The organism is Geodermatophilus sp. URMC 64, from assembly GCF_053502555.1.
In genome coordinates this window covers 965,367-988,928 of sequence record NZ_CP199955.1, presented here as the reverse complement: position 1 = coordinate 988,928, position 23,562 = coordinate 965,367, and the positions used below count along the sequence as shown (strand labels likewise).

At 73.7% G+C, this 23,562-nt stretch carries 22 protein-coding genes; 11 read left to right on the top strand and 11 right to left on the bottom strand.

The features are described 5' to 3' along the window. Positions 1-10: 10 nt before the first annotated feature. Both rfbD and rfbB read right to left on the bottom strand, forming a co-directional pair. Positions 11-910 carry a dTDP-4-dehydrorhamnose reductase gene (gene rfbD / locus ACWIYF_RS04965; RefSeq protein ID WP_448627006.1) on the bottom strand — a complete coding sequence of 300 codons (900 nt, stop codon included), beginning with the start codon at positions 908-910 and terminating at the stop codon, positions 11-13. A gap of 8 nt (positions 911-918) precedes the next feature. Next, positions 919-1,914 (bottom strand): dTDP-glucose 4,6-dehydratase, encoded by a 996-nt coding sequence (gene rfbB, locus ACWIYF_RS04960; protein WP_448627005.1) that lies wholly within the window; start codon positions 1,912-1,914, stop codon positions 919-921. Between the two features lie 270 nt (positions 1,915-2,184). Here rfbB and ACWIYF_RS04955 point away from each other — a divergent pair, with 270 nt between their 5' ends. The 3 genes from ACWIYF_RS04955 (at position 2,185) to ACWIYF_RS04945 (ending at position 5,828) form a co-directional block, all read left to right on the top strand. Next, the gene (locus tag ACWIYF_RS04955) at positions 2,185-3,735 is read left to right on the top strand and encodes an LCP family protein (RefSeq protein ID WP_448627004.1); all 1,551 of its coding nucleotides are present in this window, start codon (positions 2,185-2,187) and stop codon (positions 3,733-3,735) included. Between the two features lie 249 nt (positions 3,736-3,984). Further along, positions 3,985-5,475, top strand: a complete 1,491-nt coding sequence (locus ACWIYF_RS04950; protein WP_448627003.1) for a class I SAM-dependent methyltransferase — start codon at positions 3,985-3,987, stop codon at positions 5,473-5,475. Beyond that, on the top strand, positions 5,457-5,828 hold the full coding sequence (locus ACWIYF_RS04945; RefSeq protein WP_448627002.1) for a DUF6752 domain-containing protein: 372 nt from the start codon (positions 5,457-5,459) through the stop codon (positions 5,826-5,828). Before ACWIYF_RS04950 ends, ACWIYF_RS04945 begins: the two co-directional genes overlap by 19 nt. A 73-nt stretch (positions 5,829-5,901) precedes the next feature. Here the strand turns inward: ACWIYF_RS04945 and ACWIYF_RS04940 are convergent, their stop codons facing one another. From ACWIYF_RS04940 to ACWIYF_RS04915, 6 genes are all read right to left on the bottom strand, one after another. Then, positions 5,902-7,428, bottom strand: coding sequence for a hypothetical protein (locus ACWIYF_RS04940; protein ID WP_448627001.1), 1,527 nt, complete (start codon positions 7,426-7,428; stop codon positions 5,902-5,904). A 68-nt stretch (positions 7,429-7,496) separates the two neighbouring features. After that, on the bottom strand, positions 7,497-9,005 hold the full coding sequence (locus ACWIYF_RS04935; RefSeq protein WP_448627000.1) for a hypothetical protein: 1,509 nt from the start codon (positions 9,003-9,005) through the stop codon (positions 7,497-7,499). A gap of 289 nt (positions 9,006-9,294) precedes the next feature. Further along, positions 9,295-10,050 (bottom strand): decaprenylphospho-beta-D-erythro-pentofuranosid-2-ulose 2-reductase, encoded by a 756-nt coding sequence (locus tag ACWIYF_RS04930; RefSeq protein WP_448626999.1) that lies wholly within the window; start codon positions 10,048-10,050, stop codon positions 9,295-9,297. Beyond that, positions 10,047-11,414, bottom strand: coding sequence for an FAD-binding protein (locus ACWIYF_RS04925; RefSeq protein WP_448626998.1), 1,368 nt, complete (start codon positions 11,412-11,414; stop codon positions 10,047-10,049). Before ACWIYF_RS04925 ends, ACWIYF_RS04930 begins: the two co-directional genes overlap by 4 nt. After that, positions 11,407-12,435 carry a decaprenyl-phosphate phosphoribosyltransferase gene (locus tag ACWIYF_RS04920; protein ID WP_448626997.1) on the bottom strand — a complete coding sequence of 343 codons (1,029 nt, stop codon included), beginning with the start codon at positions 12,433-12,435 and terminating at the stop codon, positions 11,407-11,409. The genes ACWIYF_RS04925 and ACWIYF_RS04920 overlap by 8 nt, the downstream gene beginning before the upstream one ends. Before the next feature lie 2 nt (positions 12,436-12,437). Next, on the bottom strand, positions 12,438-12,974 hold the full coding sequence (locus tag ACWIYF_RS04915) for a phosphatase PAP2 family protein (RefSeq protein ID WP_448626996.1): 537 nt from the start codon (positions 12,972-12,974) through the stop codon (positions 12,438-12,440). A gap of 81 nt (positions 12,975-13,055) precedes the next feature. On the opposite strand from ACWIYF_RS04915, the gene ACWIYF_RS04910 reads away from it, so the two are divergent. From ACWIYF_RS04910 to ACWIYF_RS04885, 6 genes are all read left to right on the top strand, one after another. Beyond that, complete coding sequence (locus ACWIYF_RS04910) at positions 13,056-13,862, top strand: TIGR03089 family protein (protein WP_448626995.1); 807 nt, start codon at positions 13,056-13,058, stop codon at positions 13,860-13,862. A 34-nt stretch (positions 13,863-13,896) separates the two neighbouring features. Next, positions 13,897-14,715 (top strand): CoA transferase subunit A, encoded by an 819-nt coding sequence (locus tag ACWIYF_RS04905; protein ID WP_448626994.1) that lies wholly within the window; start codon positions 13,897-13,899, stop codon positions 14,713-14,715. After that, positions 14,715-15,383 (top strand): CoA transferase subunit B, encoded by a 669-nt coding sequence (locus ACWIYF_RS04900; protein ID WP_448626993.1) that lies wholly within the window; start codon positions 14,715-14,717, stop codon positions 15,381-15,383. Before ACWIYF_RS04905 ends, ACWIYF_RS04900 begins: the two co-directional genes overlap by 1 nt. Next, positions 15,380-16,201, top strand: a complete 822-nt coding sequence (locus tag ACWIYF_RS04895) for a DUF1028 domain-containing protein (protein WP_448626992.1) — start codon at positions 15,380-15,382, stop codon at positions 16,199-16,201. Before ACWIYF_RS04900 ends, ACWIYF_RS04895 begins: the two co-directional genes overlap by 4 nt. Before the next feature lie 194 nt (positions 16,202-16,395). Further along, positions 16,396-16,977 carry a hypothetical protein gene (locus tag ACWIYF_RS04890; RefSeq protein WP_448626991.1) on the top strand — a complete coding sequence of 194 codons (582 nt, stop codon included), beginning with the start codon at positions 16,396-16,398 and terminating at the stop codon, positions 16,975-16,977. Next, a complete protein-coding gene (locus ACWIYF_RS04885; protein ID WP_448626990.1) occupies positions 16,974-19,637 on the top strand; it encodes a hypothetical protein in 2,664 nt (887 codons plus the stop codon). Before ACWIYF_RS04890 ends, ACWIYF_RS04885 begins: the two co-directional genes overlap by 4 nt. A 40-nt stretch (positions 19,638-19,677) precedes the next feature. On the opposite strand, the gene ACWIYF_RS04880 is transcribed toward ACWIYF_RS04885, so the two are convergent. The 3 genes from ACWIYF_RS04880 to ACWIYF_RS04870 are packed head-to-tail and all read right to left on the bottom strand — an operon-like array spanning position 19,678 to position 22,575. Further along, a complete protein-coding gene (locus tag ACWIYF_RS04880) occupies positions 19,678-20,832 on the bottom strand; it encodes an acyl-CoA dehydrogenase family protein (RefSeq protein WP_448626989.1) in 1,155 nt (384 codons plus the stop codon). 10 nt (positions 20,833-20,842) lie between these two features. Next, positions 20,843-21,361, bottom strand: coding sequence for a 5-(carboxyamino)imidazole ribonucleotide mutase (gene purE, locus ACWIYF_RS04875; RefSeq protein WP_448626988.1), 519 nt, complete (start codon positions 21,359-21,361; stop codon positions 20,843-20,845). Between the two features lie 8 nt (positions 21,362-21,369). After that, the gene (locus tag ACWIYF_RS04870) at positions 21,370-22,575 is read right to left on the bottom strand and encodes a 5-(carboxyamino)imidazole ribonucleotide synthase (protein ID WP_448626987.1); all 1,206 of its coding nucleotides are present in this window, start codon (positions 22,573-22,575) and stop codon (positions 21,370-21,372) included. A 46-nt stretch (positions 22,576-22,621) separates the two neighbouring features. Between ACWIYF_RS04870 and ACWIYF_RS04865 the strand changes: the two genes are divergently transcribed. After that, positions 22,622-23,101 (top strand): GtrA family protein, encoded by a 480-nt coding sequence (locus ACWIYF_RS04865; RefSeq protein WP_448626986.1) that lies wholly within the window; start codon positions 22,622-22,624, stop codon positions 23,099-23,101. Then, positions 23,098-23,562, top strand: coding sequence for a MaoC/PaaZ C-terminal domain-containing protein (locus ACWIYF_RS04860; protein WP_448626985.1), 465 nt, complete (start codon positions 23,098-23,100; stop codon positions 23,560-23,562). The genes ACWIYF_RS04865 and ACWIYF_RS04860 overlap by 4 nt, the downstream gene beginning before the upstream one ends.

The window sequence follows — 23,562 nt, the reverse complement described above, 5'->3', positions numbered from 1 at the left end:
GGCGCCGCGCCTAGGGCTCGAGCGGCTCGCTCAGGGCCTCGTGGAGTGCCGCCCGCCAGGGGCGCGGTGCGGGCAGTCCCGCGGCGCGCCACGCGCCGAGGTCGAGCACGGAGTAGGCCGGCCGCGGGGCCGGGCGGGGGAAGTCCGCGGTGGTGGTGGGGCGGACCCGCTCGGGATCGGCGCCGATCTCCTCGAACACCGCGCGGGCGAACCCGAACCAGCTGACCGCGCCGGCGTTGCTGTAGTGCAGGACCGGCGGCAGCGGGTCCCCGCGCTCGCCGGCGGCGATCAGCCCGGCGGCCAGGTCGGCGGCCCAGGTGGGCGAGCCGACCTGGTCGTCGACCACGCGCACCGGGTCGCCGGCGGCGGCCAGCCGGGCCATCGTCCGGACGAAGTTGGCGCCGTGGCGGGCGTAGACCCAGGACGTGCGGACGACGGTGGCGTCACCCCCGGCGGCCGCGACCGCCCGTTCCCCGGCGGCCTTGGTCCGGCCGTAGGCGGTGCGCGGCGCGGTCGGCGCGGCCACGGGGTAAGGCTCGGTGGCCGTCCCGTCGAAGACGTAGTCGGTGGAGACGTGCAGCAGCCGGGCGGTGCCTGCCGCATGCCCGGCCAGCTCCTCGGCCAGCCAGCCGGGGGCGGCACCGTTGACCACCTGAGCGGTGGCCTCGTCGGTCTCGGCGGCGTCGACCGCGGTGTAGGCGGCGGTGTTGACCAGCACCGCCCGGTGCCCGGCGGCCGCTGTGCCCGCCAGCCAGTCGCGGACGGCGCCGCGCACGGCGCGCTCGTCGGTCAGCTCCAGCTCGGCGCGGCCGACGGCGGTGACCTCGTCGTCGCCGCGCCCGGCCAGCAGGTCCAGCAGGTCCCGGCCGAGCTGGCCGCGGGCGCCGGTGACCAGCCAGGAGATCGGCATCGGCGCCCTCAGCCGCGGGCGGTGGCGGCGGCGGCCTTGAGCGGCTCCCACCAGGCCCGGTTGTCCCGGTACCACTGCACGGTCAGGGCGAGGCCGTCCTCGAAGCCCATCCGCGGGGCGTAGCCCAGCGCGGCGGTCTTGGAGTAGTCGACCGAGTAGCGCAGGTCGTGGCCGCCGCCGCGCGGGTCGACGATGTTCTCCACGTAGCTCCAGTCGCGGCCGGTGGCCGCGAGCAGCTTCTCGGTGAGCTCCTTGTTGGACAGCTCGCGGCCGCCGCCGATGTTGTAGAACTCGCCCGGCGCGCCCTTCTCCAGCACCAGCTGGATGCCGCGGCAGTGGTCGTCGACGAACAGCCAGTCGCGGACGTTGGCTCCCTCGCCGTACAGCGGCACCTTCTGCCCGTCGAGCAGGTTGGTGACGAACAGCGGGATGACCTTCTCCGGGAAGTGGTAGGGCCCGTAGTTGTTGCTGCACCGGGTGATCGAGATGTTCAGCCCGTAGGTGCGCGCGTAGGCGCGCGCGATCAGGTCCCCGCCGGCCTTGGCCGCCGAGTACGGCGAGTTCGGCTCGAGGAGGTGGTCCTCGGTCCAGGAGCCCTCGTCGATCGAGCCGTAGACCTCGTCGGTGGAGACGTGCACCACCCGGCCCACCCCGTGCCGCAGCGCGGCCTCGAACACCTGCTGGGCGCCGAGCACGTTGGTCAGCACGAACTCCGACGCGCCGGAGATCGACCGGTCCACGTGCGACTCCGCGGCGAAGTTCACCACGACGTCGTGCCCGGGCAGGGCGGCGTCGAGATCGGCGGCGCTGCAGATGTCGCCCCGGACGAAGCGGTAGCGCGGCGAGTCGGCGACCGGCGCCAGGTTCGCCAGGTTGCCCGCGTACGTCAGCTTGTCGAAGACCGTGACGTCGGCGTCCTCGAAGGCCGGATAGCCCCCGGAGAGGAGGGTGCGGACGTAGTGGGAGCCGATGAAGCCCGCTCCTCCCGTGACCAGCACCCGCATGTTCCCGATCCTCCCGTGGCCGGCACCGCGGGGCATCCCCCCGAGGTGTGACTCCTGCGAACTGTGAGCACGCTAGTTGCCTGTCGGACGCGGTCCGCCGAGGTGACGGACGGTTCCCCGTGTCGGACCCCGGAGGCGCCCAGCTGCCGTGCCTACCATCGCTCGCGCCGGCTCCCCTCCCGCCGGCCGCCTCCCCGCACCGCCTCCCGGCGGTCGGAACATGCGCCCGTCGCCCGGCGTTTTTTCCGGGACGATCCGAGGAAGGACACCGTGAGCCGAGACCGCTCCGAGCCGGACGACCACCCGGGTCGCCCGCTCCCCCCGCGGCTCGACCCGCGCGCCGGCCGCCCCGCCCGCTCGCGCGCGGCCGAGTCCACGGCTCCCCGCGCCGGCCGGACCGGCGCGCCGCAGACCCGCCGCGGCGTCCTGCTCCTGCGCGTCGTCGGCGCCGTGCTCTCCGCCGCCCTGCTCGCGACCAGCGGCTGGGGCTGGTACCTCGGTCAGGTCGCCGAGGCGACCGTCAACCGCACCGACGCGATCCCGACGTCGGGCAACGAGGACACGTCCCACGCGGGCGCGGCGATGAACCTGCTGCTGGTCGGCAACGACAGCCGCGCCGATCTCACCGATCAGCAGCTCGCCGAGCTCAACGCCGGCGCGGACTCGGGCATCAACACCGACACGATGATCCTGGTGCACATCCCGGCCGACGGGTCCCGCGCCTCGTTCGTCTCCTTCCCGCGCGACTCCTACGTCCAGATCCCCGGATACGGCTGGGACAAGCTCAACGCGGCCTACGCCTACGGCTACCAGTCGGCCGACGAGAGCCAGCCCGACGCCGCGAAGCAGGCCGCCGGCGCCCAGCTGCTCGTGCAGACGATCAGCGGACTCACCGGGCTGCAGATCGACCACTACGCCGAGGTCGACCTGCTCGGCTTCTTCAACCTCGCCTCGGTCGTCGGCGGCGTCGAGGTGAACCTGTGCGAGCCGGTCGACGACTCCGCCTACTCGGGCGCCGTCTTCCCCGCCGGCAAGCAGGTCATCAGCGGCGCGGACGCCCTCAAGTTCGTCCGCCAGCGGCACGGCCTGCCGCGCGGCGACTTCGACCGGATCATCCGCCAGCAGGTGTTCATCGCCGGCGTGCTGCGCAAGATGCTCTCCGAGGACACCCTGCTCGACCTCGGCCGGCAGCGCGAGCTCGTGCAGGCGGCCGCCGAGTCGCTCACCGTGGACCAGTCGCTGGACCTCTTCCAGCTCGCGCAGCAGATGCAGTCGGTCACCGCCGGCGCCATCGAGTTCCAGACGATCCCGTACGTCGGCGACGACCGGGACGACCAGAACCGCTACATCCTCCGGCTCGAGGACGAGGACACGCTGCACCGGTTCTTCGCCGACCTCTCCGCCGACCCCGCCCCCGCGGCGGACGAGAGCACCACCCCGGCCGCGCCGCAGACCGTGGCGCCGTCGCAGGTGCAGGTCGCCGTCTACAACGGTTCGGGCACCCCCGGGCTGGCGGCCGAGACGGCCACCGCGCTCGGCACGGCCGGCTTCGTGGCGACGAACGGCGGCAACGCCGACTCCAGCGACTACACGACGACCGAGATCCGCTACGCCGCGGGCGACGAGGCGCGGGCGAACACCCTCGCTGCCGCCGTCCCCGGGGCGGTCCTCACCCAGGTCGACGACGCGACCACCGGCACGGTGCAGCTGGTCCTCGGCTCGGACTTCAACGGGGTCGGGCAGGCGGTCACGCCGACGCCCACCGTGCCGACCGAGGGCGAGGACCCGCGCACCGCCGCCGACGAGAGCTGCATCAACTGATCGACCGGTTACCGCCGACCGAGCGCGGGGTAGCCGACTGTTAGCCTCGCGGTACCGCCACGCTCATCTGCCGTTCACCGGCCGCGCGGCTGCACCGCTCGATCGAGGAGCTGCATCCTGCTCGCGAATCTGACCCTGGACGCCGAGGGCCTGGGCTTCTCCGCTGACGCCGAGGACGAGGGACGGGTCGTCGACGTCCTGCTCGACGGCCGCCGGATCTGGTCCTTCCGCATCGCCGACGCCGTCCCGGTGGTCCTCGACCCCGAGCTCGTCGACGTCTCGCCTGCCCCCGGCCGCCGGATGCCCTGGCCGGTCAAGCTCAAGCCCTACCTGAACGGCACGTCGGTGATCAGCCTGCGACCGGTCGACGGCGGGCCGGACGTCGTCGAGACGGGGGCGCGCTTCGGCGACAGCCCCGACCCGGTGCGCTTCGAGGACCGGTTCGGCATCGGCCTGATCATCAACAAGTTCAGCAACATCGGGCACGCCCTGGCCGACTACGACCCGCAGACCATCCCGCGGATGCTCGACCACGTCGACGAGGTCCGCGAGGTCCTCGCCAAGCACTTCCCCGACCTCGACGTGTACGTCATGGGCGGCACGCTGCTGGGCCCGTACCGCGACGGCAAGATCATGCGGCACGACGACGACGCCGACCTCGGGTACCTGAGCAGGCACACCCACCCGGTCGACGTGGTCCGCGAGAACTTCGTCATCGGCCGTGCGCTGCGCGGCGCCGGGCTGAACCCGGTCCGGGCCTCCGGCGGTCACCTGCAGATCCACTTCGCCCACGACGGCAAGCCCGACGCCTACGTCGACCTGTTCACCGGGTTCATCGACGACGACGGCTGGTTCCAGCACACCTTCGCCGTGCGCGCGCGGGCGACCCGCGACCAGATCGTCCCGCCGATCACCATCGACGTCGAGGGGCGCCCGGAGCCGGCACCGCGGACGCCGGAGATCATGCTCGAGGCCAACTACGGCCCGGGCTGGCGGACCCCCGACCCCGCCTTCCGCTTCAACATCCCGCAGTCGATGCAGGACCGGTTCTGGGGCTGGTTCTCCGACTACGGCATGGACCGCACGGTCTGGGAGGACTGGTACCGCTACGACATCGAGGGCGAGCGGGTGCCGCTGGGCAGCGCACCGTCGGACTACGCGCGGTGGCTGCACGACCGGATCCCGGCGGACGCGCCGATCCTGGAGCTCGGGGCCGGGCGGGGCCACGACGCGCTGTGGCTCGCCGAGCAGGGGCACCGGGTGGAGGCGATCGACTACGTCCGCTGGCCCACCGCGCGCGCCCAGCAGACCGCCGACGAGCGGCAGCTGCCGGCCCGGTTCCGGACGATGAACATCAACGACCTGCGCCGGATGCTGGTCCTCGGGGCGGAGGTGGCGGCCCGCCGGGAGCCCGTCGTCGTCTACGCCCGCGACCTGCTCGCCACGGTATGGGACGTGACCCGGCCGCAGCTGCTGCGCCTGCTGTCGATGGTGCTGCGCTCGGGCGGGCAGGCCCACCTCGACGTGCCGCGCGCCGACCTGATGCCCGTGCCGGGCACCGGCGTGCCGCTGCACCGGGCCACCCCGCTGGAGCGGCTCGCCGAGGAGATGGCCCCCTACGGCCTGCGGACAGAGGAGACCCTCGACACCGAGGAGACCCTCGAGAACCTGCCCTGGAACACGGAGGGCAAGCCCCTCCCCACGACGAGGATGGTGGTCACATGGCAGCGGCGCGCGTGAAGCGGGTGCTGCGGGCACCGGCCAAGGCACTGCGCAAGTACCTGTTGCCGGAGTACGAGGTGCTGCTCAAGGACAACCGGCTCGCCTTCGAGTCGCTCGAGGCCGCGCACGGCGCGATCGCGCACCTGCAGGAGCAGGAGCGCATCCAGCGCGAGCGGGGCGACGCCATGGAGGGCAGGCTCAACGACGTGGAAGCACGGCTCAACGACCTGCAGCAGGCCGTGCTGGAGGAGCGCCGGCTCAACCTCCGGATCGCCGAGCTGACCGACGTGGTCACCGAGCTCGTGCTGCCGCTCCACGACCGGGACATCAACCCCGAGAAGCTCAAGGCCCTGGCGCCGGACACGCTCTGACCCGCCGACGGCACCGGCCGGCATCCCCCTCGGGGACGCCGGCCGGTGCCGTCTCCGCGGGCTCCGGGAGCCGCTACCGCGTGAACGCCATGAGACTGTACGTGCAGGTCGGCAGGCTGCCGGTCGCGACGAACGCCAGGCGGTAGTCCCGGGCACGGGGGTCGTCGTGCAGTCCCTGGTCGACGGGGTAGACGCTGGCGAAGGTGTCGCTCCGGGCGCTGGCCAGCACGAGGACGTCCGGGCGGCGCTGCAGGATCTCGTCCACCTGCTCGGCCGTCGACAGCGCACCCGTCTCCTGGATCAACGCTTCGTTGAGGAACAGGCTCTCGATGGCCGTCCGGCCGCCGGCGCGGGCCGGGACGAGGCCGGCATCGACGATCGCGAAGGTCGTGTCCTGCGGTGTCGTGGTCAGCCACGCGGCCATGCTCGTGCGGGCCGCCGTCTTGCAGTCCGCGTACGTGCGAGCGGCGGCCACCACCGACCGCACGTCCCCCGGCGGCGCGGCCACCAGGGCAAGGCAGCCCGCGGCCAGGACGGCGACCGCGGCGCGTCCCCGGCGACGCCCGTCGACACCGCTCAGGAAACCGGCCACCCCGAGGCCGGCCAGCAGCGCCAGCTGGGGCCAGACCGGCAGGAAGAAGCGGCTGAAGCCGTTGACGTTGTCCAGCATGCCGATCGAGCCGGCCAGGTACACCGCCGGCGGGACGGCGAGCAACCGCTGCCGGCCTCGGGCGAGGGCCAGCCCCACGACGGCGAGGACCAGGACGACCACGCCCTGCGCGAGGAACTTGTCGGCAACACCGAACGGGGTTCCCTGGCCGGCCTTGAACAGCACCGAGTTCGGCAGCAGGTGCCCGTAGACGGCCAGCCGGATCCCCTCCAGCAGCAGCTGCGAGGCCACCGGCACACCGGCCAGCACGAGGAGCCGGCGGAACGCGGTGCGCCGCTGCGCCGTCCGCACCAACCGGCGGCCCTCACTGAGCGCCACGAGCACCCCGGCCGCGAGCAGGCCTTCCGGCCGCAGCCACGGCAGCAGCGCCATGGCGCCGGCCGCCGGCCACACCCGGCCGCCGTCCCGGGCGGCCAGTTCGAGCGTCGCGGCGGTGAGCACCAGGGCCACCGGAAGGGTCTCCAGTCCGCCCACCGCCCAGAACGCGATCGGTCCCGAGCACGCGACGAACAGCGTGGCCGCGGACGCACCGGTGCGACCCACGACGGTCCGCCCGCGGAGGTGGATCAGCGCCAGGAGGGCCACGCCGCTGAGCACGCCGACGCCCCGGGCCGCGAGCATTGCCGGGACCCCGATCAGGTCCGCGAGCGCCTCGGCGATGACCAGCAGCGGGTTGCTGAAGCCCTCCACCCGCGGACCGCCGGGGTTCCACACGAAGCCGTGGCCCTGGGCGAGGTTCTCGGCGTACCGGACGGAGATCCACGAGTCGTCGGTCACGAACACGCGCAGCCGCCAGCACAGCCCCAGGAAGACGCCGATCGAGGCGATCAGCACGGCGCTGTCCACCCACGGCCATGTCCGGCGGGGGCGGTGGGGGGCGGCGGGCCGGGCCGGGGCGCGCAGGACGGACGGGTCCTCGACGGTGATCATGGAGCTCCTGGGAAGGCAGCGCGACCTGCGGAGGGAGGCGCTGGAGAGAACGGACCGACGTCAGCGGGTCAGCGCTGGAAGGCCCACAGGCTGTAGGCGCAGGTGGGCACGCGCCCGCTGGCGACGAACGCCAGGCGGTAGCCCTCGGCATCGAGTCGGTCGTGGATCAGCTGGTCGCTCTGGTAGCTCCCGACGAACGCGGTCGGGTTGGGGCTGGCCACGATGACGACGTCCGGCCGCCGGCGGAAGACCTCGTCCGCGATCTGCTCGCCGGACATCCGGCCGGTCTCCTGGAGCGCGGCCTCGTTGAGGAAGAAGCTGTCGATCGCCGTGCGGCCGGCGCGGGCGGGGACGAGCCCGGCGTCGGAGATGGAGTACACCGTGTCCCGCGGCGTGGTCCGCAGCCAGTCGGCCATGGCCATGCGGGTGGTCGTCCGGCAGTCGAGGTAGTCCTGCGCGAAGGCCTCCGCGGTCCGCAGCCCGCCCGGGGGGAAGGCGAGCATGGCCGCCCCGGTGGCGGCCACGACGGCGCCTGCGGCGATCCGCCGCCGGCGGTCCTCGGCACCGGTCAGGAGACCCGCGACCCCCAGGCCAGCCAGCAGCACGAGCTGCGGCCAGACCGGCATGAAGAAGCGGCTGAAGGCGTTCACGCTGTCGGCCATGCCGAGCGAGCCGAGCAGGTAGACCGCCGGCGGGACGAGGAGCAGGCGCTGCCGGCCGGTGGCGAGAACCACCCCGATCACCGCCAGGAGCAGCACCAGCACACCCTGGGTGAGGAACTTCTCCGCGACCAGGAACAGCTCGCCGTGGCCGGCCTTGTAGATCACCGAGTTGGGCAGCAGGTGCCCGTACACAAGGAGCCGCTCGAGCTCCAGCAGGATCTGGGAGGCCACCGGGAGCCCGCCCAGCACGAGCAGACGACGCAGCGCGGCGCGCCGCTGCAGCCGGCGGAGCAGCGCCGGACCCTCGCTGAGCGCCACGAGGACCCCCGCCGCGGCCAGGCCCTCCGGCCGCAGCCACGGCAGCAGCGCCATCGCGCCGGCCGCGATCCAGACCCGGCCACCGTCCGCGCGGGCGAGTTCCAGGACCGCCACGGTGAGGACCAGCGCCATCGGCAGGGTCTCCAGCCCGCCCACGGCCCACACGGCGAAGGGCGCCGAGCAGGCGAGGAGCACCGTCGCCGCCGAGGCCCCGAAACGACCGATGACGGCACGGCCACGCAGGTGGACGAGCACGAGGCAGGCCAGGCCGCTGAGCACGCCCAGCCCTCGGGCGGCACGGATCGCCGGGATGCCGACGAGGTCGGCCAGCGCCTCGACGATGACGAGCAGGGGGTTGCTGTACCCCTCCACGGGCGCGCTGTCCGGGTTCCACCCGAAGCCGCCCCCGGAGGCGAGGTTCTCGGCGTACCGGACGGAGATCCACGAGTCGTCGGTCACGAACGCGCGCAGCCGCCAGCACAGCCACAGGTACAGGACGGCGGAGGCCGCGAGGACCAGGGTGCCGGACGTCGGGCGCCGCCGGACCGGCCGGTCGACGGGATCGGCGACGGGCAGCGGCCGCTCGAGGGTGGTCATGAGGCTCCTGGAAGCGCTGGCGCGCCGTCGGGACGGTGCGCTGGGCGGTCGGCCGGGCACCGGCGGAAGGCGCAGACCGGGCCGCGCTGCGGTGCTCGGGCGCCCGCCACACACAGTGGCTGGGCGATGACACCATGCTCGCATGCGCGCCCGGCCGATGGCGGGAGGACACGTGACGGAACGGTCCCGAGCGCACCTCCTGCACCGCACGGCCGTCCCTGACCCCACGCGTCACGGGGGTCACCCCCCGACCGCCCCCGGCGACCGCCCCGCACGGCCGGACAGTGCCTCAGATGGGCAGCTTGCGGAAGACCGCGCGCGGCGTGTGCCGCAGCCCGCTCATGACCCAGCGCATGGCGCCCGGCACCCACACGGTGTGCTTGCCCTTGCGGACGCCGGCGACGATCGCGTCGGCGACCGCCTCGGGCGTCGTGGCCAGCGGCGCGTCCTCGAGCCCCTCGGTCATCTTCGACTTCACGAAGCCCGGGCGGACGACGAGGACCGAGACGCCGGTGCCGGCGAGGGAGTCGGCCAGGCCGCTGAAGAACGCGTCCAGACCCGCCTTGGTGGAGCCGTAGACGAAGTTCGACGCCCGGGCCCGCTCCCCCGCCACCGACGAGAGGGCGACGATCACGCCGTGCCCCTGGTGGCGCAGGTGGTTGGCCAGCACGGTGCCGACGACGACCGGCGCCACGTAGTTGACCCTGCCGAGCGCGGCGACCGCGTCGGCGTCGCCGGCCAGCTGCTGCTGGTCGCCGAGCTGGCCGAACGCGATCACCGCGACGTCGATGTCACCGCCGGCGGCCGCCTCGGCGACCATCCGCTTGGGCGAGGACGGGTCGTCGGCGTCGAAGTCGACGACCTCGACGAGCCCGCCCGCGCCGCGCAGCTCCTCGGCCACGGCGGCGCGGCGGGGGGTGTCACGCGCGGCGACGATCACCCGCAGCGGCCGCTCCCGCAGGTAGCGGTGGGCGGTGGCCACGGCGATGTCCGAGGTGCCGCCGACGAGCAGCAGCGACCCGGGGGAACCGAGGGCGTCGATCACAGCGCGAGCCTCCTGGCCAGGTCCGAGGTGAAGACGCCGTCCGGGTCCACCTGCTTGCGCACGGCCCGGAACTGGTCGAGCCGGTCGTACATCTTCTCGAAGGTCTCCGGGCGCACCCGCGAGTCCTTGGCCAGGTAGATCCGGCCCTGGGCCGCGACGACCAGCTCGTCGAGCTGGTCGAGCAGGGTGGCCAGGCCCTTCACCACGGGGATGTCCAGCGCCAGCGTCCAGCCCGGGGACGGGTAGGACAGCATGCCGGGGTTGCCCGGGCCGAAGCGCTTGAGGACGGCGAGGAAGGACGCCGTCCCGGAGTGCGAGATCCGCTCCAGCGCCTCCCGCATGGCCTCCTCCTGCCCGAAGGGCACGGTGAACTGGTACTGCACGAAGCCGCGGGGGCCGTAGATGCGGTTCCAGGCGCCGACGCCGTCGAGCGGGTGGAAGAACGTCGGGATGCTCTGCAGCTGGTTGCGCTTGCGCTTCGGCGACTTGCGGTACCAGACCTCGTTGAACGCCGAGACCGTGGCCAGGTTGAGCAGCCCGGGCGGGAAGACGTTCGGCACCGACAGCTTGACCGAGCCGTGGTACTTCAGCGGGTCGGCCTGCCGCTTGGCGGGCAGCTCGTCGAAGCGGGCGAACCGGCCGCGGGTGAGCACCGAGCGGCCCATGCGCCTGCCCTTGGCCACGCAGTCGATCCAGGCCACCGAGTAGTCGTAGAGGTGGTCGGTCTCGGCCAGCAGCGTCATGAGGCTGTCGAGGTCCGGCGTCCGGTCGGTGTCGACCGAGATCCGGGACGACTCGATCTTCTTCATCTGCACCTGCGCGCGCAGGATCACGCCGGTCAGGCCCATGCCGCCCGCGGTCGCCCAGAACAGGTCGGCGTCGGTCTCCGGGCTGACCCGGCGGACCTGGCCGTCGGCGGTCAGCAGGTCGATCCAGCGGACGTGCTGGGCGAAGCTGCCGGCGACGTGGTGGTTCTTGCCGTGGATGTCGGCGCCGATGGCCCCGCCCACGGTCACCAGCCGGGTGCCCGGGGTCACCGGGACGAACCAGCCCTGCGGCACGAACCGGTTCATCAGCTCGTCGAGCGAGATGCCGGCCTCGACCTCGATCAGGCCGGTCTCCAGGTCGGCGGCGAGCACCCGGTTGGCCGTGGTCATGTCCAGCACGTGCCCGCCGGCGTTCTGCGCGGCGTCGCCGTAGCTGCGGGCCAGGCCGCGGGCCACGACGCCGCGGTCGCCGGCCGCCTTGAGCACGCTGCGCGCGTCGTCGTCCTCGTGCACGGAGGTGAGCACGGCCGGGGTCGGGGCGGTGCGGCCCCACCCGGTCAGCGGCACCATCGGCGCCTCGAGCGTGGCCTCAGACATTGAAGACCCCCAGCGCCAGCGTGGCGACCCACACGACGCCCAGGCCGAGCAGGACGCGGTCGCCCAGGACGATCTCCTCCGGGGCGCCGGCGGCGCCCTTGTCGACGTCCACGGCGTAGCGCAGGATCGCCATGACGAACGGGGCGATCGAGATGGTGGCCCACGGGACGGCGTTGTCGTGCGCGCCGGCCATGTCGAAGGCCCAGAGGCTGTAGGCCGTGACGGCGACACCGGCCGAGAGGCTCCAGACGAACCGCAGGTAGCTCGCGGAGTACTCCTTGAGCGTCTTGCGGGTCGCGGCGGCGTCCCCGACGACGATCAGCTCCGAGTAGCGCTTGCCGGCGACCATGAACAGCGAGCCGAAGGCCGCGACGAGCAGGAACCACTGCGACAGGGTCAGCCCCGCGGCGACACCGCCGGCGATGCCGCGGAGCAGGAAGCCCGACGCGACGACGGCGAGGTCGATGACCGGCTGGTTCTTCAGGAACAGGCAGTACGCCAGCTGGATGACCACGTAGGCGCCGAGCACCCAGGCCAGCGCCGGGCGGGTCAGCAGCACGCCCGCGGTCAGCGCGACCGCGAAGAAGACCACGGCCATCGCGACGGCCAGCGACTTCGGCACGACGCCGGCGGCGATCGGCCGGAAGCGCTTGCGCGGGTGCCGGCGGTCCTCCTCGACGTCGATCGTGTCGTTGACGAGGTAGACCGCGGACGCGGCGAAGCAGAACAGCACGAACGCGACAGCCGTCGGGATGAGGACGTCGAGCTCGAAGATGCGGCCGGCGGCCAGCGGCGCGGCCAGGACGAGGACGTTCTTCACCCACTGGCGCGGGCGCACGGCGCGCACGAGGCCCCAGGCGAAGGTGCCCCGCCAGCCCGGCAGCCGCGGCGCGAGCGGCGGATTCGGGGGCAGGGTGACCGGCGGGGTCCCCGGCGTGCCGGTGTCCACCGGGCTCAGGTGCGCCGGCGCGGCGGCCGCGGGTGCGGCCGCAGGCGGGCTCGAGTGCGGTTGGGCGGTCACGGTCATGCCTTCCTACCTGCGGTTCGGGTGATGCGGCGCCGGACGACGGTGGCGACTCCGGCCCCGAGCGCCGCTCCCGAGACGACGTCGGACGGGTAGTGCACGCCCAGCAGTACCCGCGACACCAGCATCAAGCCGGTGACCGCGGCCATCGTCGGCCGGCCCAGCATGGGACCGAAGCCGACCGCCGCGGCGGCGGTGGAGCAGCTGTGCGCGCTCGGGAAGGACAGCCGGCTCGGCGTCTTCACCAGCGCCGGGACGTCGTCCAGCGTCGGCCGCACGCGGCGGACGACGCGCTTGACCACCACACCGGCGGCGTGCGCGGCGATGACGCCGGCCGTGCCGGCCGCCCAGTCGGTCCGCCGCCGGCCGGACAGCCAGCCGGCGGCACCGAGGGCGAGCCAGCCCAGGGCGTGCTCACCGAAGTGGGAGAGGCCCTGGGCGACGGGGACGGCCGGAGTGCCACCGAGGGTGCGCCGCGTCGAGCGGAGCAGGGCGTGGTCGATCCGGGTCAGGGTGGTACCGGAGGTTGCGCTCATCGGGAACCGACTGTAGCCGCGGGGATCCGGCCGTCCGGGGACACGCGGGGGAACGCTCCGTCACGCTGCCACTCTTGTCCCGTGTCCATCACGAGACCCACCCTTCCGGCGCAGCTGCTCGAGTCCGCGGTCCGCCGCGATCCCGCGGCTCCGCTGCTCACCTACTACGACGACGCGGCCGGCGAGCGCGTGGAGCTGTCGGCCACCACGCTGGCCAACTGGGTCGCCAAGACGGCGAACCTGCTGCAGGAGGAGTTCGACGTCGGCCCGGGCAGCACGGTCGCGCTCGCGCTGCCGGTGCACTGGCAGACCGCCGCCGTGCTGCTGGCGGCGTGGAGCTGCGGGGCGACCGTGCTGGACGCGCCCGCGGAGGACGAGGGCGGGCTGGCCGGCGCGGACGTCGTCCTGGTCTCGCAGGAACGGCTGGTCGCCGTGGAGGAGGAGCTGGCCGGTGCGGAACTGCTCGGCCTGTCCCTGCACCCGCTCGGCCTGGGGATGAACGGCTACGCGGGGCAGGCGCGCGACTTCGCACTCGAGGTGCGCGCCGCCGGCGACCTCTTCGCCCCGTGGACCCCGCCGGACGCCTCCTCCCCCGGGCTGCGGGCGGGGGGACTCGAGCTGACGCTGGGCGGGCTGGCCGCGGCCGCGGCCGAGCTGGCCGGCCGGCTGGGGCTGGCCGCGGGCGACCGCGTCCTCGTCGACGAGGCGACCGCCGCCGAGGCGGGTCCGGTGGCCTGGCTGCTCGCGCCGCTCGCGGCCGGGGCGTCGCTGGTCCTGTGCCGGCATCCCGATCCGGCCGCGCTCGCCGCCCGCGCGGCCGCCGAACGGGTCACGGCTACGCTCGGACCCGAGATCGACGGCATCCGCGCGCTGGGACGACCTGCCTGAGGGCTCCCCGCCGCACGAGAACGGTGGTCAGTGCATGGACAAGGTGGTCGCCAGCGCCCGCGAGGCCGTGGCCGACATCGGGGACGGCGCGACGCTCGCCGTCGGCGGTTTCGGGCTCTGCGGGGTCCCGATCAAGCTCATCGACGCGATCCTCGAGCAGGGCGCGAAGAACCTGACGACGATCTCCAACAACTGCGGCGTCGACGACCAGGCGCTGGGCGTGCTGCTCTACGCCGGCCGGATCACCCGCACGATCAGCTCGTTCGTCGGGGGCAACAAGGAGCTCGCCCGGCTCTACCTCTCCGGCGAGCTGGAGGTCGAGCTCACCCCCCAGGGCACGCTGGCCGAGCGGCTGCGCGCCGGCGGCACCGGCATCCCCGCTTTCTACACCCCGACCGGCGTCGGCACGATGGTCGCCGACGGCGGCATCCCGATCCGCTACGACTCCGACGGCAACGTCGTCGTCACCAGCACGCCCAAGGAGGTGCGCGAGTTCGGCGGCCGGCAGTTCGTGCTGGAGACGGCGCTGACCGCGGACTTCGGGCTGGTGCGCGCCGCGGTGGGCGACCGGCACGGCAACCTGGTCTTCCACGAGTCCGCGATGAACTTCAACCCGCTGGCCGGTATGGCCGGGCGGGTCACGATCGCCGAGATCGAGGAGCTGGTCGAGCCCGGCGAGATCCGCCCCGAGGACGTGCACCTGCCCGGGGTGTTCGTGCAGCGCGTGGTCGTGGTCGGGCCCGAGGGCAAGAAGATCGAGAAGCGCACCACCCGGCCGCGCGAGAACGGGTCCGCTCCGGCCGCCGCCGGCGAGGAAGCAACCATCTCCACCGAGAACGGGGCGTCCGCCTGATGGCACTCACCCGCGACGAACTCGCTGCCCGCGTGGCCCTCGAGCTCACCGACGGCCAGTACGTCAACCTCGGCATCGGGATGCCCACCCTGGTGCCCAACTACGTGCCGGACGACGTGCACGTGGTGCTGCACAGCGAGAACGGCATCCTCGGCGTCGGCCCCTACCCCGTCGAGGGCGAGGAGGACCCGGACCTGATCAACGCCGGCAAGGAGACGGTCACGATCCTTCCGGGTGCGAGCTTCTTCGACTCCTCGATGTCCTTCGGCATGATCCGCGGTCACCACCTCGACCTGGCCATCCTCGGCGCCATGCAGGTCAACCCCCGCGGCGACCTGGCCAACTGGCTGATCCCGGGCAAGATGGTCAACGGCATGGGGGGCGCGATGGACCTCGTCCAGGGCGCCAAGCGGGTGATCGTGATGATGGAGCACGTCGCCCGCGACGGCTCGGCCAAGATCGTCGAGGAGTGCACCCTGCCGCTCACCGGCAAGGCCTGCGTCGACCGCATCGTCACCGACCTCGCCGTCATCGACGTCACCGACCGCGGCCTCGTGCTCCGCGAGGTCGCGCCGGGCGTGAGCGCCGACGAGGTCGTCACGGCCACCGGCGCGCCGCTCGAGGTCCCCGGCGACGTCCCCACCATGTCGCTGCCGGCTGCTGTGTGACTTTTTCGGTCCTCGCCCGGGACGCCGAGACCGGTGACCTGGGCATCGCGGTCTCCTCGTGCATCCTCGCCGTCGGCCGCGCCGTGCCCAGCGCCCGGCCCGGGGTCGGCGTGGTGGCCGTGCAGGCCCGCAGCCGGCGGGGGCTGGGTCAGTCCCTGCTGAACGGGCTCGCCGAGGGCGCCGCCCCCGACGAGCTGGTGAAGCGGGCGGCGCACTCCGCCGAGGACGCCGACCGCCAGATCGCCGTCCTCGCCGCCGACGGGCGGGTGGCCGCCGACACCGGCCGGACGTCGTTGCCCGTCAGCGGCCACCTCGTCGGCGACGGGTGGAGCGTGCAGGGCAACATGCTCGCCTCGACCGACGTCCTGCCGGCGATGGCGCGGGCGCTCACCGCCGCCGGCGGCGACCTGCCCGACCGGCTGCTCGCCGCGCTGACCGCGGGCCAGGACGCCGGCGGCGACCTGCGCGGCCGGCAGTCCGCCGCGCTGCTCGTCGTCGGCGGCTCGCCGGTGACCGACGAGGACGACGGAGTGCGGATGGACCTGCGGGTCGACGACTCCGGCGACCCGGTCGCCCAGCTGCGCATGCTGCGCAACCTGCAGCGCGCCTACGACGAGCGCGACTACGAGACGCTCGCCCTGTTCGCCCCCGAGGGCGCTCGGGACCTCTACGCGGCGCTGGCCGCGTCCCGCCGCGGCGACCGCACCGCTGCCCGCAGCGCGCTGGAGGCGATGCGCGCCCGCCCCGGCTGGTCGGCGTGGCTGGCCGCGATGGCCGGGGACGCACGACTGGCCGGGGTGCAGCAGCTTCTCGACTAGTTGCGGTCGAGGTCCCCGAACATTCTGTAACGGACCGGTACTCTCGCGTCACGGATATCGATGACGCATGGTCAACCATTGAACACGTAGCGCCAACCCGCGTCGAGATAGGTGTCCGCTCGCGCCCGCCGACGGGCGCCGACCGCCGTTCGATCGCCGGCGCCCCGCGCCGCCCGCCCGTCTCGAGGTGACCCTTGCCCGCTGGAAAGCGGACCTCCCCCAAGCGCCGATGGTGGCTCGCCGCCGCCGTCGCGGTCGTCGTGGCCGCCGGAGTCGCCGGGGTGCTCCTGCGCGCTCCGGACGACGACACGGCCACCGCCGCGAGCGGATCGGCGACCCAGACGTCCGCCGGGACGACGGCCGTCGCCGCCCCCACCACGGAGGTCTACTCCGACCCGCGGGCCCCGGGCACCACTCCGGTCAGCACCGAGCCGCCGGCCGACGTCGCGACCGACGAGCCGCGCACCGTGCCGGACGGCCAGGCCGACGTGACGGTCACCTTCGCCGGCTGGGACGACGCGACGTCCTCGGTCGAGGTGGACGCCTTCGTCGGCAGCCTCATCGAGGACGGCGGCTCGTGCACCCTCACCCTGACCCGGGGCACCGACAACCGGACCGCCTCCTCGGCAGCGACCGCGGATGCGAGCACCACGATCTGCGCGCCCCTGCGGGTCTCCGACGCCCAGCTGACCTCCGGCACCTGGCAGGCGGTGGTGGCCTACTCGTCGGCCACGGCGCGGGGTACCTCCGCGCCGGTCCGGGTGACCGTCCCGTGACCGCCACCCCGCCGGCCGGCCGCCTCCGGGCCGGCGTCCTCCTCGCGCTCCTCGCCGGACTGCTCGCGGTCACCGGCCTCGGCGGCGTCTCCGACGACGCATCGGCTCCCGCCGTCGCCACGCCGCAGCTGCAGCTGACCGCGGACACCAGCCAGTTCGTCGCCGGCAACATCATCTCCGACGGCCTGTTCTTCGACGGACTGGCGATGTCGGCGACCGACGTCCAGGGCTTCCTGGACGAGAAGGGCGCCGCCTGCGTCCCGGCCTCGGACGGCACGCCGTGCCTGAAGAGCTTCCGGATGAACACCGTCAACCTGCCGGCCGACTCCTACTGCGCCGGGTACGCGGGCGTGGGGAACGAGACGGCGGCGTCGATCATCGCCAAGGCGGGCAGGTCCTGCGGGATCAGCCAGCGGGTGCTGATGGTCATCCTGCAGAAGGAGCAGGGGCTGATCCGGGGCAGCGGCGCGGGCCTCTACCCCTTCCGGTACACCGCCGCGATGGGCTTCGGCTGCCCGGACACCGCGCGCTGCAACCCGACCTACGCGGGCTTCCAACGGCAGGTGTACTACGCGGCACGGCAGTACAAGGTCTACGCGGCCAACCCGGGCAACTACAACTACGCGGCCGGCCGCTGGAACACGATCGGCTATGCGCCGGCCACGGAGTCGTACGACAACATCAACAACGCCCGGTGCGGGACCGCGCAGGTCTTCATCGAGAACCAGGCGACCGCGGGGCTGTACATCTACACGCCCTACCTGCCGAACGCCGCCGCCCTCGCCGCCGGGTACGGAGCCGCCCCACCCTGCGGCGCCTACGGCAACCGGAACTTCTGGCTCTACTACACCGACTGGTTCGGCTCGACCCAGTCGCCGGGCGGCACGGCCATCCTGGCGCGGGCCAAGGCCGCCGGAACGTCGCTGGGCGACGCGACGTCCGCGGTGATCTGCGGGCTGCGCGACGGCGGCTGCTTCCGCAACCACCAGAAGGGCACGATCTACTGGTCGCCGGCGACCGGCGCCCAGATCGTCCGCGGCGCGATCGGTGGCCACTGGGGCCAACTGGGCTGGGAAGGCGGCCGACTGGGCTACCCCACCCGTGAGGAGCAGTGCGGCCTGCGCGACGGCGGCTGCTTCCAGGAGTTCCAGCGCGGCGCGGTCTACTACGCCCCGGCGGTCGGCCCGCACGCCGTGCTGGGCGCCATCCGCACCAAGTGGGCGCAGCAGGTCTGGGAGCGGGGGCCCCTCGGCTACCCGACCACCGACGAGGCCTGCGGACTCGCCGCCGGCGGCTGCTACCAGAAGTTCCAGGGCGGCAGCATCTACTGGTCCAAGGCGACGTCGGCGCACATCGTCAGCCGCGCCGACGTGCTGCAGGCCTGGGGGCGGCAGAAGTGGGAGGCCGGGGTCCTCGGCTACCCCACCGGCGACACCACCTGCGGGCTGCGCGACAGCGGCTGCTACCAGAAGTTCCAGGGCGGCTCGGTCTACCTCTCGGCCACCTACGGGGCCCAGATCGTCCGCGGGCCCGTGCTGGACAAGTGGGCGACCAGGACGTGGGAACGGGGAGACCTGGGCTACCCCACCGGCGACACCACCTGCGGGCTGCGCGACGCCGGCTGTTTCCAGAACTTCGCGGGCGGCGCGATCTACTCGTCGGCCTCCACCGGCGCGCACCTCGTGAGCCCCGGGCCGGTCCGGGACACCTGGGCGGCGCAGAAGTGGGAGCGCGGGGCACTCGGTTACCCCACCGACGACACCGCCTGCGGTCTGGCCGACACCGGCTGCGTCCAGCACTTCCAGGGCGGCGCCGTCTACTCCTCCACGTCCACCGGGCCGCACGTCGTCTCCGGCGCCGTCCTCACCCGCTGGACGGCGCAGGGCAACGAGGCCGGGGCGCTCGGCTACCCGATCACCGAGCAGACGTGCGGGCTCGTCCGCAGCGGCTGCTTCCAGAAGTTCCAGAACGGCTCGATCTACGCGACGCCCACCACGGGTGCCCGCGTCGTCTCGGGCGCGTTCCGGGACGAGTGGCAGGCGCAGCGGTGGGAGCGCGGCGCCCTCGGCTACCCGGTCGGCGAGCGGACCTGCGGTCTGGCCGACAGCGGGTGCTACCAGAAGTTCGAGGGCGGCTCGATCTACTCGTACGGGTCGGCCGGTCCGTTCTCCGTCATCGGGCCGATCCGGGACGCCTGGGGCGGGCAGCGCTGGGAGCGTGGCGACCTCGGCTACCCCACCGCGAACCAGGTCTGCGGCCTGGCCGGCGGCGGGTGTTCCCAGTCGTTCCAGGGCGGGTCGATCTACTGGTCGCCGACCACCGGCGCGCACCCGATCGTCGGCGCCATCGGCGGCTACTGGGTGGGGGCGGGCGCGCAGGACGGCAGCCTGGGCTACCCGACCGGCAACCCCGGCTGCGGGCTCACCCGCGGTGGCTGCTACCAGCACTTCCAGAACGGCTCGGTCTACTGGACCCCGGCGCACGTCGCCTACGCGGTGACCGGCGCGATCCGCACGTACTGGAAGGGCACCGGCTGGGAACGCGGAACGCTGGGCTACCCGGTCACCGAGGCCGTGCCCTCGGGCAACCAGACCACCCAGCAGTTCGAGGGCGGCACCCTCGTCCTGAACACCACCACCGGCCAGGTGACCCGCCGCTGACGCACACCGGCCGGGGCCCGCACGGGCCCCGGCCGGTCGCTCAGCGCAGCAGCGACCGGGCGATGACCATCCGCTGGATCTGGTTGGTGCCCTCGTAGATCTGGGTGATCTTGGCGTCGCGCATCATGCGCTCGACCGGGAAGTCCTGGGTGTAGCCGGCGCCGCCGAAGAGCTGGACGGCGTCCGTGGTCACCTGCATGGCGACGTCGGAGGCGAACGCCTTGGCCGAGGCCGAGACGCGGCTGACGTCGCGGCGGCCCTGCTCCCCCGCGGCAGCCGCGACGTAGACCAGGTGCCGGGCGGCCTCGATCTTCATCTCCATGTCGGCGAGCATGAACTGCACGCCCTGGAAGTGGCTGATGCTCGTGCCGAACTGCTTGCGGTCCTTGACGTAGGCGACCGCCGCGTCCAGCGCGCCCTGCGCGATGCCGACGGCCTGCGCGCCGATCGTCGGGCGGGTGAAGTCCAGCGTGCGCAGCGCGGTCTTGAAGCCGGTGCCGGGCGCGCCGACGATCCGGTCGGCCGGGATCGTGCAGTCGGTGAAGTAGAGCTCGCAGGTGGGCGAGCCCTTGATGCCCATCTTGCGTTCCTTCGGCCCGACCGCGAAGCCCGGGTCGTCCTTGTGGACGGCGAAGGCGGAGATGCCGTTGGCGCCCTTCTCGGGGTCGGTCACCGCCATGACCGTGTACCAGGTGGAGACGCCGGAGTTCGTGATCCAGGCCTTGGTGCCGTTGAGCACCCAGGAGTCGCCGTCCTGGCGCGCGCGGGTCTTCATCGCCGCCGCGTCGGAGCCGGCCTCCCGCTCGGACAGGCCGTAGCTGATCATCGCCTCGCCGGCGGCGATGGGCGCCAGCACCCGCTGCTTGAGGTCCTCGTCGGCGGACAGGATGATCGGCATCGAGCCGAGCTTGTTCACCGCCGGGATCAGCGAGGCCGACGCGTCGACCCGGGCGACCTCCTCGATCACGATGCAGGTCGCGATCGCGTCGGCGCCCTCTCCCCCGTACTGCTCGGGGATGTGCGTGGCGTGGAACCCCGCGGCGGTCAGCGCCTTCTGCGCCTCGACCGGATACCGCGACTGCGCGTCCACATCGGCGGCGTGCGGCGCGATCTCCCGCTCGGCGATCTCGCGGACCGCCTCCCGGATCGCCTCGTGCTCCTCGGTCAGTGCGTACAGCCCCGCGTTGCTACCCACGGGTTCGAGCCTAATCCCCGGCCTGCGGGCGCGTTCCCAGCGTCTGCCGGAGGGCCGCGTCCCGGGCGACCACCTGGTCGGCGAGGTCGGCCTGGAAGCGGCTGACCTCGGCGCGCAGCCGGTCGTCGGACGCGGCCAGGATGCGGACGGCGAGCAACCCGGCGTTGCGGCCGCCGCCGATGCTGACCGTCGCCACCGGCACGCCGGCCGGCATCTGCACGATCGACAGCAGGCTGTCCAGCCCGTCGAGGCGGTCCAGCGGGCGCGGGACGCCGACGACCGGCAGCGGGGTGGCCGCGGCGACCATCCCCGGCAGGTGCGCCGCTCCCCCGGCCCCGGCGATGATCACCCGCAGGCCGCGGCCGGCGGCGGACTCGGCGTACTCGAGCATCCGCCGCGGCGTCCGGTGCGCCGAGACGACGTGCGCCTCCCACGGGACGGCGAACTCGTCCAGCGCGGTCGCGGCCGGCTGCATCGTCGGCCAGTCCGAGTCGCTGCCCATGACGATGCCGACCACGGGTCCGGTCACAGGTCTCCTCAGTGCTCGTCGGCGAACGCGAAGGCTGGGTCGACGACGCCGTCGGCCAGGTAGCGGGCCGCGGCGACGGCGCGGGCGCGGACCTCCTCGAGGTCGTCGCCGAGGGCCGTGACGTGGCCGAGCTTGCGGCCCGGGCGCTGGCCCTTGCCGTACCAGTGCAGCTTCACGTCGGGCCAGTGCGCCATCAGGTGGTGCACCCGCTCGTCGAGGGCGGGGCCGGTCCAGTCCGGCGCGGCGGCCGCGCCGCCGAGCACGTTGGCCATCACGGCCACCGGCGCCGTCATCGCCGTCGAGCCGAGCGGGTAGTCGAGGACGGCCCGCAGGTGCTGCTCGAACTGGCTGGTCCGCGCGCCCTCGATGGTCCAGTGGCCGGTGTTGTGCGGGCGCATGGCCAGCTCGTTGACCAGCACGCCGTCGGCGGTCTCGAACAGCTCGACGGCGAGCAGCCCGACGACGCCGAGCCGTTCGGCGATCCGGATCGCGAGCTCCTGCGCGCCGGTCGCGCGGGCGTCGTCCAGACCCGGCGCGGGGGCGAGCACCTCGTGGCAGACGCCGTCGCGCTGCACGCTCTCGACCACCGGCCACGCGGCGACCTGCCCGAACGGCGAACGCGCCACCACCGCGGCCAGCTCGCGGACCAGCGGGACCCGCTCCTCGGCGAGCAGCACGCCGTGCCGGTCCAGCAGCGCGGCGGCCTCGGCCCGGTCCCCGATGACGAAGACGCCCTTGCCGTCGTAGCCGCCCCGGGGGGTCTTGAGCACCACGGGCCAGCCGTGCGCCGCGGCGAACGCGGCGACGTCGTCGGCGCTCGTGACCTCCGCCCAGGCCGGCTGCGGCTCCCCCGCGGCGGCGAGCGCGCGGCGCAGGACCAGCTTGTCCTGCGCGTGCACGAGCGCGCCCGGGCCGGGCGCGACCCGGTGCCCGGCCGCCTCGAGGGCGTGCAGGTGCTCGGTGGGGACGTGCTCGTGGTCGAAGGTGAGCACGGTGGCGCCCTCGGCGACCCGCGTCAGCGCCGCGAGGTCGCGGTGGTCGCCGAGCTGCACGTCGGCGGCGACGAGCGCCGCGGACTCCTCGGGCCCGGTCGAGAGCACGCGCAGCGACTGGCCGAGCGCGATCGCGGCCTGGTGGGTCATGCGGGCGAGCTGGCCGCCACCGACCATGGCGACCACGGGCAGCCCGGTGCGGGGATCGAGCGCGTCGGCCATGGCGCGGACAGGGTAGCCGGGGCCCCGATCTCCCTACACTGGCCGGGTGCCCTTCCCCCGCCTGAGCGGCCGTCTCCGGTCGACCGGGCGGCTGCTGCTGAAGGAGATCGGCGCCTTCGGGGTGGTGGGGGCGGTCGCCTTCGTCGTGGACGTCGGCCTGTTCCAGATCCTCTACGCGGAGGCCGGCGTCGGCGCGGTCACCGCGAAGGTCGCCTCGACGCTGGCCGGGATGTCCGTGGCCTACCTCGGGCACCGGTTCTGGTCGTTCGCGCACCGCGAGCACGAGCGGCCGGGCCGGCAGAGCCTGGTGTTCGTCCTCATCAACTGCGCCACCCTGCTGCTGGGCGCGGGCATCGTCGCGCTGGTGCGCTATCCGCTGGGCCAGGAGAGCGTGCTGGTGGTACAGATCGCCAACATCACGTCCATCGCGCTCGGCAGCGTCATCCGGTTCCTCGGCTACCGGCGGTGGGTGTTCACCGCGCCCGGCACCGAGGACGCCACGGACGGCGCACGCGTGGTCGCGTGAGCGGCGAGCCGGAGCTGTTCTTCGAGGACCTCACCCCCGGCCGGGTGTTCGACCTCGGCGAGGTGCGCGTCGACGCCGACGAGATGGTCGAGTTCGCCCGGCGCTACGACCCGCAGTGGTACCACCTGGACGCCGAGCGGGCCGCCGACTCCAGCTGGGGCGGGCTGATCGCCAGCGGCTTCCTCACCGCCAGCCTGTGCATGCGGCTCTACGTCGACGCCGTCCTGCACCGGGCCGCCGCCGATGCCTCCCCCGGCCTGGACGAGGTGCGCTGGCTGGCCGCGGTGCGGGCCGGCGACGTGCTGCACGGGCGGCTCACCATCGAGGGTGCGGGGCCGTCGTCCCGGTCGCCGGAGCTGGGGACGGCGGCCCTGCTGTTCGAGCTGACCCGCGAGGGCACCCCGGTGCTGCGGATGCGGGCGCGCGGCTGGTTCCGCCGCCGTTCCCCCCTCCCCGGTTGA

What these genes read in the sequence shown, in the direction of transcription:
- ACWIYF_RS04900 (WP_448626993.1), top strand. Translation starts at nt 14,715, where the DNA reads ATGGCACTCACCCGCGACGAACTCGCTGCCCGCGTGGCCCTCGAGCTC.
- rfbB (WP_448627005.1), bottom strand. Translation starts at nt 1,914, where the DNA reads ATGCGGGTGCTGGTCACGGGAGGAGCGGGCTTCATCGGCTCCCACTAC.
- ACWIYF_RS04915 (WP_448626996.1), bottom strand. Translation starts at nt 12,974, where the DNA reads ATGAGCGCAACCTCCGGTACCACCCTGACCCGGATCGACCACGCCCTG.
- ACWIYF_RS04940 (WP_448627001.1), bottom strand. Translation starts at nt 7,428, where the DNA reads ATGATCACCGTCGAGGACCCGTCCGTCCTGCGCGCCCCGGCCCGGCCC.
- ACWIYF_RS04870 (WP_448626987.1), bottom strand. Translation starts at nt 22,575, where the DNA reads ATGGCCGACGCGCTCGATCCCCGCACCGGGCTGCCCGTGGTCGCCATG.
- ACWIYF_RS04925 (WP_448626998.1), bottom strand. Translation starts at nt 11,414, where the DNA reads ATGTCTGAGGCCACGCTCGAGGCGCCGATGGTGCCGCTGACCGGGTGG.
- ACWIYF_RS04905 (WP_448626994.1), top strand. Translation starts at nt 13,897, where the DNA reads ATGGACAAGGTGGTCGCCAGCGCCCGCGAGGCCGTGGCCGACATCGGG.
- rfbD (WP_448627006.1), bottom strand. Translation starts at nt 910, where the DNA reads ATGCCGATCTCCTGGCTGGTCACCGGCGCCCGCGGCCAGCTCGGCCGG.
- ACWIYF_RS04945 (WP_448627002.1), top strand. Translation starts at nt 5,457, where the DNA reads ATGGCAGCGGCGCGCGTGAAGCGGGTGCTGCGGGCACCGGCCAAGGCA.
- ACWIYF_RS04935 (WP_448627000.1), bottom strand. Translation starts at nt 9,005, where the DNA reads ATGACCACCCTCGAGCGGCCGCTGCCCGTCGCCGATCCCGTCGACCGG.